Below are 13,223 nucleotides of genomic sequence, written 5' to 3'. Positions count from 1 at the left end.
GTGGCGACTTCACCGGTGCCGTCGCGGTCGCGGTAGAGCAGGTGCGCGGTGGCGCGAACATGCTCGACGTCAACATGGACGCCGATCTCCTCGAAGGCGAGGAGGCGATGCGCCACTTCCTGAACGTGATCGCGACTGAGCCCGAGGTCGCGCGCATCCCGGTGATGGTCGACAGCTCCAAGTGGACGGTGCTCGAGGCGGGCCTGCAGTGCCTGCAGGGGAAGGGCATCGTCAACTCGATCTCGCTCAAGGAAGGCGAGGCGGAGTTCCGCCGCCAGGCCACGCTGGTGCGCCGCTACGGCGCAGCGGCCGTGGTGATGGCCTTCGACGAGACCGGCCAGGCCGACACCTACCAGCGCAAGACCAGCATCTGCACGCGCGCCTACCGGCTGCTGGTGGACGAGATCGGCTTCCCGCCGGAAGACATCATCTTCGACCCGAACATCTTCGCGATCGCCACCGGCATCGAGGAGCACAACAACTACGCCGTCGATTTCATCGAGGCGACGCAGTGGATCAAGCAGAACCTGCCGGGCGCGAAAGTCAGTGGGGGCGTCTCCAACGTGAGCTTCTCCTTCCGCGGCAACGACCCGGTCCGCGAGGCGATCCACACCGTCTTCCTGTACCACGCGATCCAGGCTGGCATGGACATGGGCATCGTCAACGCCGGCATGGTCGGCGTGTACGACGAGCTCGCGCCGGAACTGCGCGAGCGGGTCGAGGACGTGGTGCTCAATCGCCGTGCCGATGCCGGCGAGCGGCTGGTGGAGATCGCCGAACAGGCCAAGGGCGCGGCCAGGGACGAAGGCAAGAAGAACGAATGGCGCGCGCTGCCCGTGGAGCAGCGCCTGGCGCACGCGCTGGTGCACGGCATGAACGAGCACATCGTCCCCGACACCGAGGAGATGTACCAGCAGATCGTGGCCAAGGGCGGCCGGCCGCTGCACGTGATCGAAGGGCCGCTCATGGACGGCATGAACATCGTGGGCGACCGGTTCGGCGCCGGCAAGATGTTCCTGCCGCAGGTGGTGAAGTCGGCGCGCGTGATGAAGCAGGCGGTGGCCCACCTCATTCCCTACATCGAGGAAGAGAAGAAGCGGCAGGAAGCCGCCGGCGCCGACGTGCGGGCCAAGGGCAAGATCGTGATCGCCACCGTGAAGGGCGACGTGCACGACATCGGCAAGAACATCGTCACCGTCGTCCTCCAGTGCAACAACTTCGAGGTGGTCAACATGGGCGTGATGGTCCCGTGCCACGAGATCCTGGCAAGGGCCAAGGTCGAAGGCGCGGACATCGTCGGCCTGTCGGGGCTGATCACGCCTTCGCTGGAGGAGATGCAGTACGTCGCCAGCGAGATGCAGAAGGACGAGCACTTCCGCATCAAGAAGATTCCGCTGCTGATCGGCGGCGCCACGACCAGCCGCGTGCACACGGCGGTGAAGATCGCGCCCCATTACGAAGGGCCGGTGGTGTATGTGCCGGACGCGTCGCGCAGCGTCAGCGTCGCTTCCAGCCTGCTCTCCGAGCAAGCTGCGAAGTACATCGCCGACGTCGAGGCCGACTACGTCAAGGTGCGCGAGCTGCATGCCAACAAGAAGCAGGTGCCGCTGTGGCCGCTGGCCAAGGCGCGCGCCAACAAGACGCCAATAGCCTGGGCGAGCTACACACCGGCCCGACCGAAGTTCATCGGCCGCCGCGTGTTCCGCAATTACGACCTCGCGGAGCTGGCGCGCTACATCGACTGGGGCCCGTTCTTCCAGACCTGGGACCTGGCCGGGCGCTTCCCGGACATCCTGAAAGACGAAGTGGTGGGCAGCGAGGCGGTGCGCGTGTACTCCGATGCCCAGCGCATGCTCAAGCGCCTGATCGAGGGTCGCTGGATCACCGCCAGCGCGGTGATGGGCCTGTGGCCGGCCAACACGGTCAACGACGACGACATCCAGTTCTATGCCGACGAAAGTCGCAGCGAGACCGTCATGACCTGGTACGGCCTGCGCCAGCAGGCGGAGAAGCAGGTGATCGACGGCGTGGTGCGTCCCAGCCGCTGCCTCGCCGACTTCGTCGCGCCCAGGGGCGTGGCGAACGACTACGCCGGCATGTTCGCGGTGACCGCGGGGATCGGCGTCGACAAGAAGGAGCAGTACTTCCTGGCGGACCACGACGACTACTCCGCGATCATGCTCAAGGCCCTGGCCGACCGGCTTGCCGAGGCGCTGGCCGAGGCGCTGCATGAGCGGGTGCGCAAGGACCTGTGGGGCTATGCGGCCGACGAACAGCTCTCGAACGAGGACCTGATCGGCGAGAAGTACCGCGGCATCCGCCCGGCCCCCGGTTACCCGGCGTGTCCGGACCACAGCGCCAAGCGCGACCTGTTCGCGCTGCTGCAGCCGCAGGACATCGGCATGGACCTGACCGACAGCATGGCCATGTCGCCGGCCGCCAGCGTCAGCGGCTTCTATCTCGCGCACCCGGACAGCCAGTACTTCAACGTCGGCCGCATCGGCGAAGACCAGTTGCAGGACCAGGCGTTGCGCCGGGGCGCCGATCTGGCGCAATTACAACGTTTGCTTGCACCGAACTTGTGATCGGTCCGTGAAGCGGTTCACGAACGCTGCGCCTTGCGTAGGCGTGGCGGCTGGCTCGACCGTCTAATGGCGACACAGCAAGGAGCAGCCATGAAGAAACTCGTTACCGCCACCCTCGTCGCACTCGCCGCCACCGGTGCGCTCGCCGACAACCCGCACGGCCTGCCGCCCGGCATCGCCAAGAAGATGCACGGGCACGAGCACGAGCACGAAGCGATGCAGGTGTGCGACGACTGCGGCCGGGTCGAAGGCGTGCGCCACGAAAGGCGCAAGGGCGAAGGCGGCGTGCTGGGCATCGTCGCCGGCGCAGCGGCTGGCGGCCTCCTGGGCAACCAGGTCGGCCGGGGCGGCGGCAAGACGCTGGCCACGGTCGGCGGCGCGGTCGCCGGCGGCTATGCCGGCAACGAGGTGCAAAAGCGCGTGAGCTCCAAGGACCTGTGGATCACGCAGGTGAAGATGCGCGATGGCAGCGTGCGCAGCTTCGAGCAGGACGCGCAGCCCGCGTGGAAAACCGGGATGATCGTGAAGGTGCATGGCCGCGGGATTTCCGCTTATTGAGCCTGGTGGCGGGATGCGCTCGCGCGCATCCCGCCCACGCGCCGTCCCTGCGTCGCACCCCACCACGCGGCCTATAACAAGGACCGCCGCTGCGCCAGCACCAGCGCCGCCGCCGCCACCATCGCCACCACCAGCAACAGCGCCAGCCCCCAGCGGTAGCCCGCCTGCTGCGTCCACAGGACGCCGAGCAGCAAGGGCGCAATCGCACGCGCCACCGCCTGCGGCAGTCCGAGTGCGCCATTGAGCGAGGCCACGTGCTCGCGGCTCACGTACTGCGCCACCGCCGTTCCCTTGACGATGGTCAGCATGCCGTTGCCCAGCCCGTAGAGCACGACGAAGGCGACGCCGGCCAGCGGCGATGCGGCGCCGGCGATCAATGCGGCCAGAGCCAGCGGGATCAGCAGGGGGATCCAGCGATTCGCCACGTGCAGGTCGAAGCGATGCTCGAAGAAGAACAGCAGCACGCGGCCGAAGACCTGCATCACGCCGATGGTGGCGGGGATGGCGATCACCCAGGCCTCGCGCAGGCCGCTTTCGCGCAAGAGGCTGATCAGGTGCGGCGGGATGGCCGCCGTGATCGCCATCATGCCCACCACGAAGACGGTGATCAGGAGATAAGGCGCGCTGCGCAGCAGCGTCGCCGGCGAGTGGCCGCTGGTGGAGTGCACCGGCGTCGGCGCGGGCGCGCCGCGCAGGCAGATCGCGTGCAGCGGCACGCACACCAGCAGGTGCACCGCCGCCAGGATCCATAGCGCGTCGCGCCAGCCGCAGGCTGCGACCAGCCAGGCCGACAGCGGAATGAACACGGTGCTCGCCAGCCCCCCGAGGAAAGTCAGGGTGATGATCGCCCGGCGAAAATCGTCGGGATAGCGGCGCGTGACGATTGCGAACACCGGTGTGTAGAGCGTCGCCGCCAGCGCCGCACCAAGCAGCGTCCACACGGCGTAGAACGCCGCCGCCGAGTGAATGTTTGCATGCGCAACGAGCCCGATCGCCACCAGCAGCGAGCCACCCGTCATCACCGCGCGCTCGTGGCCGCGGTCGATCCAGCGCCCCACCGGATACGCGAACACGCCTTCCGCCAGCAGCGCCAGGCTGAAGGCCAGCGAGGACTGCGCGCGCGTGAGCCCGAGCTCGCGCTCCACCGGCGCCAGCAGCAGGGCGAAGGTGTAGAAGACGCTGCCCCAGGTAATCAGCTGGGCGAGCGAGAGCCACAGCACCAGCCGGCGATCATGCCTCCCCTTGTCGTGCATGCGGCTAGTGTAGGCAGCGGCTAGTCCAGCGCCGCCTAGTCCAGCGCCGGCAATGCCCGCCGGTACTGCACGGCCTCGGCCACATGCACGACGTCAACGTGAGGCAGGGCGGCCAGGTCGGCGATCGTGCGCGCGACCTTCAGCACGCGATGCGTGGCGCGCGCGCTCCAGCCCAGGCGCGTGGCCGCATTGCGCAGGAAGTCCCCGGCCGCCCTGGAAAGCAGCGCATGGCGGTCGATCTCCTCGCCTTGCAGCGCGTGGTTGCCCTTGCCCTGCCGGCGCAGCGCCCGTTCCCGCGCGGCGCTGCAGCGGGCCTGCACCGGCGCGGTCGGCTCGCCGGCAGGTGCATCGAGCAGTTCGGCCGGCGCCAGGGCAGGCACTTCCACGTGCAGGTCGATGCGATCGAGCAAGGGGCCGCTCAGGCGAGCCTGGTAGCGGCTGACCTGCTCGGGCGAGCAGCGGCAGGCGCGGCCCGATCCGAGCCAGCCGCACGGGCACGGATTCATTGCCGCCACCAGCTGGAAGCGCGCCGGGAATTCGCTGCGCCGCGCGGCCCGCGCAATGGTGATGCGGCCGGTCTCCAGCGGCTCGCGCAAGGCCTCCAGGGCGGCTCGCGGGTACTCGGGCAGTTCGTCGAGGAACAGTACGCCGTGGTGCGCCAGCGAGATCTCGCCAGGCCGCGGCGGCGAGCCGCCGCCAACCAGGGCAACCGCGCTGGCCGAATGATGGGGCGCACAGGTCGGTCGTTGCGCCCAGTGCTGCAGGCTGAAGCGGCCGGCCAGGCTGGCGACCGCGGCGCTTTCCAGCGCCTCGGTCACCGTCATCGGCGGCAGCAGCCCGGCGAATCGTTGCGCGAGCATCGATTTGCCCGCGCCCGGAGGCCCCATCAGCAGCAGCGAATGGCCCCCGGCCGCGGCGATCTCCAGCGCTCGCCGCGCTCCCGCCTGGCCCTTCACGTCTGCCAGGTCCGCATACAAGGCGCCGGTTGCTGGCGCGCTGGCGGTGAGCGGCGTCCAGCCCTCGGACGATTCGGGCGCGGGCGCCTCCGGGTTGGCGGGCAGGAAGTGGCGTACGACGTCGAGCAGATGCTTCGCCCGCACCACCCGTGCGCCCGGCACCAGGGCCGCTTCTTCGGCGCTGGCCGGCGGCAGCACGAGCCGCGCCGCGCTGCCGCCGGCATGCAGCGCCAGCGAGGTGGCGAGCGCGCCGCGTACCGGCCGCAGTTCGCCCGACAGGGACAGTTCGCCCGCGAACTCGTGGCCGGCCAGCCGCTGCGCGTCGATCTGCCCGCTGGCCGCCAGGATGCCCAGCGCGATCGGCAGGTCGAAGCGCCCGCCGTCCTTCGGCAGGTCGGCGGGCGCCAGGTTCACCGTGATCCGCTTGTTGTGCGGAAACGCGAGCCCGGAGTTGAGCAGGGCCGAGCGCACGCGCTCGCGCGCCTCCTTCACTTCGGTGTCGGCCAGGCCCACCAGCATGAAGTTGGGCAGGCCATTGGCCAGATGCACCTCGACCGTGACGGCAGCGGCTTCAAGCCCGACCAGGGCGCGGCTTTGCACCAAACACAGGCTCACGAGCGCGTTCCTCCCTGTTCGGGTGCATGGACGACCCTGGTGCGCGTGACAGCCCCTGTGTGGCACCGTCTTGGTGCCATGCCGGGGCATGGGCGCGGGTTCAGGTGTTCAACGGCGCTTGCCCCCGGGGCGCGGACGCTGCTTCCCCTGTCAGTAGTGGATGGCACGCGTCCTGCTAAAGATGCTGTGCTGCAGGGACTTTCACGAAAACCGAACGGAGAAAACACCGATGCCGAACTTGAAACTTGCCGTCCTGCTGTCCGCCCTCGCTGCCTCCGGCATGGCGACGGCCCAGACCGCTGCCCCCGCGGCGGCGGCTGCCGCTCCGGAGCCGGACTACACCCTGGCCTTCAACGTCGGCGCGGTCACGGACTACCGGTATCGCGGCATCTCGCAAAGCCGGCTCAATCCGGCGCTGCAGGGCGGCATCGATTTCGCGCACAAGAGCGGTTTCTACGTCGGCACGTGGGCCTCGACGATCCAGTGGATCAAGGATGCGGGCGGCGACTCCAACGTCGAGATCGACCTGTACGGCGGCTACAAGACCACGTTCTCCGGCGTGGGCATCGACGTCGGTGCGCTGCGCTACTACTACCCGAGCAACCGGCTGGCGGTGAACGCCGACACCACCGAGCTGTACATCGCCGGCAGCTGGGGCCCGGGCTCGCTGAAGTGGTCGCATGCGGTCACCAACATCTTCGGCTTCGCCAACAGCAGCGGCAGCGACTACGTCGACCTGAGCGCCAGCTTCGAGCTGCCCTGGTACGGGCTCACGCTGGCACCGCACATCGGCCACCAGAGCATCGAGAACAACAGCTTCTTCTCGTACACCGACTGGTCGCTCACCCTCGGCAAGGACTTCGGCAACGGCCTGAGCGCCTCGCTCGCCTACGTCGACACCAACGCCAAGACCAACCCGCTGGCCTATCCGTCCCCGAGCGGCAAGGACCTGGGTCGCGCCGGTCTGGTCGCGGGCGTCAAGTACACCTTCTGATTTCCGCCCGTCCAAGGAGCAAGCCATGAAACTCGTCACCGCCATCATCAAACCCTTCAAGCTCGACGAAGTGCGCGAGTCCCTCTCGAGCATCGGCGTGCAGGGCATCACCGTCACCGAGGTCAAGGGCTTCGGCCGGCAGAAGGGCCACACCGAGCTCTATCGCGGCGCCGAATACGTCGTCGACTTCCTGCCCAAGGTGAAGATCGAAGCGGCGGTGTCCGACGACCTCGTCGAGCGGGTGATCGAAGCCGTCGAAGGCTCCGCGCGCACCGGCAAGATCGGCGACGGAAAGATCTTCGTGTACGACCTGGAGCAAGTCGTCCGCATCCGGACCGGCGAGACCGGCAAGGAAGCGCTCTAAGCATTTCAATCCCCACCAAGAGAGCACTGACATGAGGAAACTTCTCGCTTCCCTGGGGCTTGCCCTGGGACTGCTGGCCGGCGCAAGCGCCGCGCTTGCGCAGACACCTGCAACGCCGGCCGCACCCGCGGCCAGCACGGAGGCGGCAGCTGCCGCTCCCGCTGCGGCAACCGCCACCGCTCCGGCAGCCGCTCCCGCGGCGGACGCCGGCAAGGCCGCGGGTCCGGCGGCGGCCACCGCCGCTGCGCAAGCCACGGCAGCCACCGCCGCACCCGCGCCCGTCCCCAACAAGGGTGACACGGCATGGATGACGGTGGCCACGCTGCTGGTCCTGATGATGACCGTGCCCGGCCTGGCGCTGTTCTACGGCGGCCTGGTCCGCAGCAAGAACATGCTGTCGGTGCTGATGCAGGTCATGGTGGTCACCTGCATGATCTACATCCTGTGGGCCGTCTACGGCTACAGCGTGGCGTTCACGGCGGGCAACCCGTTCATGGGCGGCTTCAGCAAGATCTTCCTCTCGGGGATCACGCCGGACTCCGTCGCCGCCACCTTCAGCAAGGGCGTGGTGATCCCGGAATTCTCCTTCATGACCTTCCAGGCGACCTTCGCGGCCATCACCTGCGCGCTGATCGTCGGCTCCTTCGCCGAACGCATCAAGTTCTCCGCGGTGCTGCTGTTCTGCGCGATCTGGTTCACCTTCGCCTACCTGCCGATCGCCCACATGGTGTGGTACTGGGACGGCCCGGACGGCATCACCGATGCCAAGACGCTCGAGACCGTGACCGCCAACGGTGGCTGGCTGTGGGCCAAGGGCGCACTGGACTTCGCGGGCGGCACCGTGGTGCACATCAACGCCGGTGTCGCCGGCCTGGTGGGTGCCTACGTGGTGGGCAAGCGCATCGGCTACGGCAAGGAATCCCTCACGCCGCACAGCCTGACCCTGACCATGGTCGGCGCCGCGCTGCTGTGGGTGGGCTGGTTCGGCTTCAACGCCGGCTCCAACCTGGAAGCCACCGGCACCGCCGGCCTGGCCTTCGCCAACACGCTGTTCGCCACCGCTGCCGCCACGCTGTCGTGGATCGCCGGTGAGGCGCTGTCCAAGGGCAAGGCCTCGATGCTGGGCGCTGCGTCCGGCGCCGTCGCCGGCCTGGTGGCCATCACTCCCGCCTGCGGCTTCGTCGGCGTGATGGGCGCCATCGTCATCGGCCTGCTGGCCGGCGTGATCTGCCTGTGGGGTGTCAACGGCCTCAAGCGCCTGCTCGGTGCCGACGATGCGCTGGATGTGTTCGGCGTCCACGGCGTCGGCGGGATCCTGGGTGCGCTGCTCACCGGCGTGTTCTGCTCGCCGTCCCTGGGCGGCACCGGCATCTATGACTACGTGGCCAACAAGGTGAGCCCGGACTACTCGATCGGCGGCCAGGTCTGGATCCAGTTCCAGGGCGTGCTGACGACCATCGTCTGGTCCGGCGTCGTCGCCTTCGTGGCCTACAAGATCGTCGACCTGGTGATCGGCCTGCGTGTGTCCGAAGAGGACGAGCGCGAAGGCCTGGACATCAGCAGTCACGGCGAGACCGCCTACAACCGCTGATTTCGGAGGCAAGCGGCGCGCGAGGCAGGCACGCCGCGCTGCGCCGGCGCAACAAGCAAGATCTCCTTTGGATGTTGGGCCCGCTTCGGCGGGCCTCTTTTTTGTGCGAGCGCTCGGCCGTGAGGCCATGCACAATGCGGGCGGCAAGGAGACATGCCCGATGATCGAACTGCGCGCCGGCCGATTCCGTTGCGAGCTTCATCCCGCATTGGGTGGGGCCGTGGCCGGCTTCTGGCGTGACGAGGTCCCGCTGCTGCGCTCCACGCCGGCCGCGCAGCTCACCTCGGCCCGGCTCGCCGGCTGCCTGGCACTGGTGCCTTTCTCCAACCGCGTCGGCCATGCGAGCGTGCTCTGGCAAGGCACGCAACTGCCGCAGGTGCGCCACGGCGGCGACCCGCCGCACGCGATCCACGGCGTCGCCTGGCAGCGGCCATGGACCGTGCTGGAGCAGGACGCGGCCAGTGCCATGCTCGCCTACGAACATCGTGCCGACAGCGCCTGGCCCTTCGCCTTCGATTGCTCGCACACGCTGCGCCTCGACGATCACGGGCTGGAGCTGACGCTCGCCCTCACGAACCAGTCCGGGCGACCGGCCCCCGCCGGACTGGGCTGGCGGCCGTCGTTCGCGCAGCGTCCCGGCAGTCGCATCGCATTTCATGCCGGCGCGCAGTGGGAGTTCGACGCCGACTGCCTGCCCCTGCGCCGTACCCCGGCCACCGGCTTGCAGGCGGACGCCGCATCGCTCCCGACCGACGCATGCTTCGACGGCTGGGACGGCGTCGCGCACGTGCAGGACGACAGCGTGCACCTGCGCCTGGAATCCGAGCTGACGCGGCTGGTCGTGGGCATGGAAGCCGACGGCTTCACCGTTGCCCCTGTGAGCCATGTGCCGAACGCGGTGCATCTCTATGCCGCCGGTGCCGCCGCCGCCGAACTGGGGCTGGCGCTCCTGCAGCCGGGCGAATCGTTGATGGCGCAACTGCGCCTGACCGTGGAGGGGACAGCATGAAGTGGGAGCTCGCGGTCACGCAGCCCGATCAACTGGGCGAATCGCCGTTCTGGCACCCGCGGGAGCAGCGCCTGTACTGGGTCGACATACCCGGCATGCGGGTGCAGCGCTGGGACCCCGCCAAGGGTGCGCGCGAGCAGTGGCAGCTCGATCAGGAGCCCGGTTGCATCGCGCCGGCGGCCACCGGTGGCCTGGTGCTGGCCTTGCGCGACGGCATCTATCGCGCGCGCACCTGGGGTGGTCTGCTGGAGCCCATCGTGCGCTTTCGCCATGGCAAGACCATGCGCTTCAACGACGGCAAGGCCGACCCGGTCGGCCGCTTCTGGGCCGGCACCATCTACGAGCCCAAGGACGCCCGCAAGGCGGACCTGTATTCCGTCGACTGCCGCCCGGACAACGGCAATGGCGGCAAGCCGCTGGTGCAGCTCAAGGCGACCAACGCCAGCACCGCCAACGGACTCGCCTGGTCTCCCGACGGCCACACCGTGTACTGGAGCGACACCCGGCAAAATGCGATCTACGCCTGGGATTTCGAGCCGCCCGCCAATGCCATGCGGCAGCACCGTGTGTTCCGCGAGTTCCCTGGCAAGCCGGAAGGCTGGAAACCGGGCGCTGCCGGCTACGGCGGCCGGCCCGATGGTGCGGCGGTGGATGCCGAAGGCCACTACTGGTGCGCGATGTTCGAGGGCGCGCGATTGCTGCGGATCTCGCCGGCCGGGGAGATCGCGGCGGAGTTCCCGCTGCCCGCGCGCTGCCCCACGATGCCGTGCTTTGGCGGCGCGGACCTGCGCACCTTGTACGTCACCACCGCTTCGCACGAACGACCCGCGCAGGAGCTGCAGAGCTTCCCGCATTCGGGCTGCGTGTTCGCGGCGCGGGTGGACGTGCCCGGCCTGCCGGCGAATTTCTTCATCGATTGAGCCGAAAAAATATCGGGCAGGGGCCGGCGGCGCTGCCGGCCGCCTGCCCGGTAACATCAGCCGATGGATTCCGCCCTGGCCGACCTGGTCGAACGCATACGCGCCGCCGCTGCGCAAGGCACGCCCCTGCGCATTCGGGGCGGCGGCAGCAAGGATTTCTACGGCGAGCGACTGGAGGGCGAGCTGCTGGAGACGCGCGGGCTCGCCGGCATCGTCAGCTACGAACCGAGCGAGCTGGTGGTGACCGTGCGCGCCGGCACACCGCTGGCGCAACTGGAGCAGGCGCTGGCCGAACGCGGCCAGTCGCTGCCCTTCGAGCCACCGCATTTCGGTGACTCCGCAACCGTTGGCGGCATGGTGGCGGCCGGCCTCTCGGGCCCTGCGCGCGCCAGCGTCGGTGCGGTGCGCGACTACGTGCTGGGCATCAACCTGGTCAACGGCCGCGGCGAGGAACTCGTGTTCGGCGGCACCGTGATGAAGAACGTGGCCGGCTACGACGTCTCGCGCCTGATGGCCGGGGCCATGGGCACGCTCGGCCTGATCACCGAACTGAGTCTCAAGGTGTTGCCGGTGCCGCCCGCCGAGGCGACCCTGCGGTTCCGGCTCCCCCAGGCCGAGGCGCTGCAGCGCCTGAACGCCTGGGGCGGCCAGCCGCTGCCCCTGAACGCCAGTTGCTGGCGCGAGGAAGAGGGCGCCGGCACCCTGTCCCTGCGCCTGCGCGGCGCGGTGGCGGCGGTCGATTCCGCCTGCCGCTCGCTGGGCGGCGAACGCCTGGACCACGCCGGCGCCGCCGCCGAATGGAACGCCTTGCGCGAGCAGCGCAGCGCCTGGTTCGAGGCACGTGCCGGGCAGGACTTGTGGCGGCTGTCGGTGCCGCAGACGGCGCCCGTGCTCGATCTGCCCGAGACGCCCCTGGTCGAATGGCACGGCGGCCAACGCTGGGTGCGCTGCGCGCCGCAAGAGGGCCAGCGCATTCGCGCAGCGGCCCTGCGCGCCGGCGGCCACGCCACGCTCTTTCGCACCGGGCGCAGCGATGCGCAGCACCGCATGACGCCGCTGGCGCCCGCGCTGGCGACCATCCACGAACAATTGAAGCAGCAGTTCGATCCCGCGGGCATCTTCAACCGCGGCCGGCTCTACCCGCATTTCTGATGCAGACCCATCTCTCCCCGGAATTCCAGGGTACGGCGGAAGGCGCCGAGGCCGAAGCCATCCTGCGCAAGTGCGTGCACTGCGGCTTTTGCACCGCGACCTGCCCGACCTACCAGGTGCTCGGCGACGAACTCGACGGACCGCGCGGCCGCATCTACCTGATGAAGCAGGTGCTCGAAGGCGAGCAGCCCACGCGCAAGACGCAGCTGCACCTGGACCGCTGCCTCACCTGCCGCAACTGCGAGACCACCTGCCCGAGCGGCGTCGACTACGGCCGGCTGGTGGACATCGGCCGCGCCATCGTCGACCGCAAGGTGCCGCGCGGCGCGCCCTCGAAGGCCCTGCGCTGGTCGCTGGGCGCCGGCCTCACTTCGCCCGCCTTCGGCCCGGCGATGAAGCTCGGGCAAGCGGTGCGCGGCCTGTTGCCGCAGCGGCTGAAAGACAAGGTGCCCCAGTCGCATGCGGCCGGTCGCTGGCCCACTGCCACGCACGGCCGCAAGGTGCTGATGCTGGCCGGCTGCGTGCAGCCGGCGATGATGCCCAACATCAACACCGCGACTGCGCGCGTGCTCGACGCGGCCGGCATCGAGACGCTGCTTGCGGCCGAAGCGGGCTGCTGCGGCGCGCTCAAGTTCCACCTGAACGACCAGGACGGCGGCCGCGCGCAGATGCGGCACAACATCGATGCCTGGTGGCCCTACGTCGAGCGCGGCGAGGTCGAGGCGATCGTGATGAACGCCTCCGGCTGCGGCGTGACCGTGCGCGAGTACGGCCACTACCTGCAGAACGATGCCGCCTATGCGGAAAAGGCCGAACGCATCGGGGGGCTGACGCGCGACCTGAGCGAACTGCTGCCGGACCTGGTTCCCGCGCTGAAGGACAAGGTGCGGCCGGCTCCGGGCCTGTTCGCCTATCACCCGCCCTGCACGCTGCAGCACGGCCAGAAGCTGCGCGGCGGTGTCGAGCAGGGCATGGCGGCGCTCGGCTTCGAGCTGCGCGTGGCGCTGAACGAGGCACACCTGTGCTGCGGCTCCGCGGGGACCTATTCGATGCTGCATCCCGACATCGCGCACACCTTGCGCGACCGCAAGCTCGGCCACCTCGGCGCGTTGCAACCGCAGGCGATTCTTTCGGCCAACATCGGCTGCATCCAGCACCTGCAAAGCGGCACGGCGACGCCGGTGCGCCACTGGATCGAAGTGCTGGACGCCGCCCTCGCCGGCTGA

At 69.2% G+C, this 13,223-nt stretch carries 11 protein-coding genes; 9 read left to right on the top strand and 2 right to left on the bottom strand.

Translation table 11 applies throughout. The annotated features are described in order from the left end of the window. Together metH and JWP60_RS07625 are read left to right on the top strand one after the other, a co-directional pair. The coding region (metH, locus tag JWP60_RS07630) for a methionine synthase (RefSeq protein WP_299788683.1) at positions 1-2,585 on the top strand (2,585 nt) is incomplete at its 5' end. 90 nt (positions 2,586-2,675) lie between these two features. Continuing rightward, positions 2,676-3,143 carry a glycine zipper 2TM domain-containing protein gene (locus tag JWP60_RS07625; protein ID WP_299788680.1) on the top strand — a complete coding sequence of 156 codons (468 nt, stop codon included), beginning with the start codon at positions 2,676-2,678 and terminating at the stop codon, positions 3,141-3,143. A gap of 71 nt (positions 3,144-3,214) precedes the next feature. Here JWP60_RS07625 and JWP60_RS07620 read toward each other — a convergent pair whose 3' ends face one another. Further along, complete coding sequence (locus tag JWP60_RS07620) at positions 3,215-4,396, bottom strand: MFS transporter (protein WP_299788677.1); 1,182 nt, start codon at positions 4,394-4,396, stop codon at positions 3,215-3,217. A gap of 35 nt (positions 4,397-4,431) precedes the next feature. Beyond that, entirely contained in the window at positions 4,432-5,967 is a 1,536-nt protein-coding gene (locus JWP60_RS07615) for a YifB family Mg chelatase-like AAA ATPase (protein ID WP_299788674.1), read from the bottom strand. Between the two features lie 229 nt (positions 5,968-6,196). On the opposite strand from JWP60_RS07615, the gene JWP60_RS07610 reads away from it, so the two are divergent. The 7 genes from JWP60_RS07610 to glcF all read left to right on the top strand — a co-directional run bounded on the left by JWP60_RS07610 (position 6,197) and on the right by glcF (position 13,223). After that, positions 6,197-6,961 (top strand): TorF family putative porin, encoded by a 765-nt coding sequence (locus JWP60_RS07610; RefSeq protein WP_299788671.1) that lies wholly within the window; start codon positions 6,197-6,199, stop codon positions 6,959-6,961. A gap of 25 nt (positions 6,962-6,986) precedes the next feature. After that, complete coding sequence (glnK, locus tag JWP60_RS07605; RefSeq protein WP_299788668.1) at positions 6,987-7,325, top strand: P-II family nitrogen regulator; 339 nt, start codon at positions 6,987-6,989, stop codon at positions 7,323-7,325. 31 nt (positions 7,326-7,356) lie between these two features. Next, positions 7,357-8,916, top strand: a complete 1,560-nt coding sequence (gene amt, locus JWP60_RS07600; RefSeq protein ID WP_299788665.1) for an ammonium transporter — start codon at positions 7,357-7,359, stop codon at positions 8,914-8,916. A 160-nt stretch (positions 8,917-9,076) separates the two neighbouring features. Then, a complete protein-coding gene (locus tag JWP60_RS07595; RefSeq protein WP_299788662.1) occupies positions 9,077-9,925 on the top strand; it encodes an aldose 1-epimerase in 849 nt (282 codons plus the stop codon). Next, positions 9,922-10,845: an SMP-30/gluconolactonase/LRE family protein gene (locus JWP60_RS07590; RefSeq protein WP_299788659.1), complete on the top strand. Its 924-nt coding sequence runs from the start codon at positions 9,922-9,924 to the stop codon at positions 10,843-10,845. The genes JWP60_RS07595 and JWP60_RS07590 overlap by 4 nt, the downstream gene beginning before the upstream one ends. A gap of 63 nt (positions 10,846-10,908) precedes the next feature. Continuing rightward, positions 10,909-11,997 carry a glycolate oxidase subunit GlcE gene (gene glcE, locus JWP60_RS07585; RefSeq protein ID WP_299788656.1) on the top strand — a complete coding sequence of 363 codons (1,089 nt, stop codon included), beginning with the start codon at positions 10,909-10,911 and terminating at the stop codon, positions 11,995-11,997. Further along, the gene (gene glcF / locus JWP60_RS07580; protein WP_299788653.1) at positions 11,997-13,223 is read left to right on the top strand and encodes a glycolate oxidase subunit GlcF; all 1,227 of its coding nucleotides are present in this window, start codon (positions 11,997-11,999) and stop codon (positions 13,221-13,223) included. Before glcE ends, glcF begins: the two co-directional genes overlap by 1 nt.

This window comes from Ramlibacter sp. (genome assembly GCF_028291745.1).
Taxonomy (GTDB): domain Bacteria; phylum Pseudomonadota; class Gammaproteobacteria; order Burkholderiales; family Burkholderiaceae_C; genus Ramlibacter.
This window is presented reverse-complemented; position numbering and strand designations above follow the sequence as displayed.

Bases quoted from the DNA above. Each gene is read 5' to 3' on its own strand.
- JWP60_RS07625 (WP_299788680.1), top strand. From the start codon at position 2,676: ATGAAGAAACTCGTTACCGCCACCCTCGTCGCACTCGCCGCCACCGGT.
- JWP60_RS07620 (WP_299788677.1), bottom strand. From the start codon at position 4,396: ATGCACGACAAGGGGAGGCATGATCGCCGGCTGGTGCTGTGGCTCTCG.
- JWP60_RS07610 (WP_299788671.1), top strand. From the start codon at position 6,197: ATGCCGAACTTGAAACTTGCCGTCCTGCTGTCCGCCCTCGCTGCCTCC.
- glnK (WP_299788668.1), top strand. From the start codon at position 6,987: ATGAAACTCGTCACCGCCATCATCAAACCCTTCAAGCTCGACGAAGTG.
- amt (WP_299788665.1), top strand. From the start codon at position 7,357: ATGAGGAAACTTCTCGCTTCCCTGGGGCTTGCCCTGGGACTGCTGGCC.
- JWP60_RS07595 (WP_299788662.1), top strand. From the start codon at position 9,077: ATGATCGAACTGCGCGCCGGCCGATTCCGTTGCGAGCTTCATCCCGCA.
- JWP60_RS07590 (WP_299788659.1), top strand. From the start codon at position 9,922: ATGAAGTGGGAGCTCGCGGTCACGCAGCCCGATCAACTGGGCGAATCG.
- glcE (WP_299788656.1), top strand. From the start codon at position 10,909: ATGGATTCCGCCCTGGCCGACCTGGTCGAACGCATACGCGCCGCCGCT.
- glcF (WP_299788653.1), top strand. From the start codon at position 11,997: ATGCAGACCCATCTCTCCCCGGAATTCCAGGGTACGGCGGAAGGCGCC.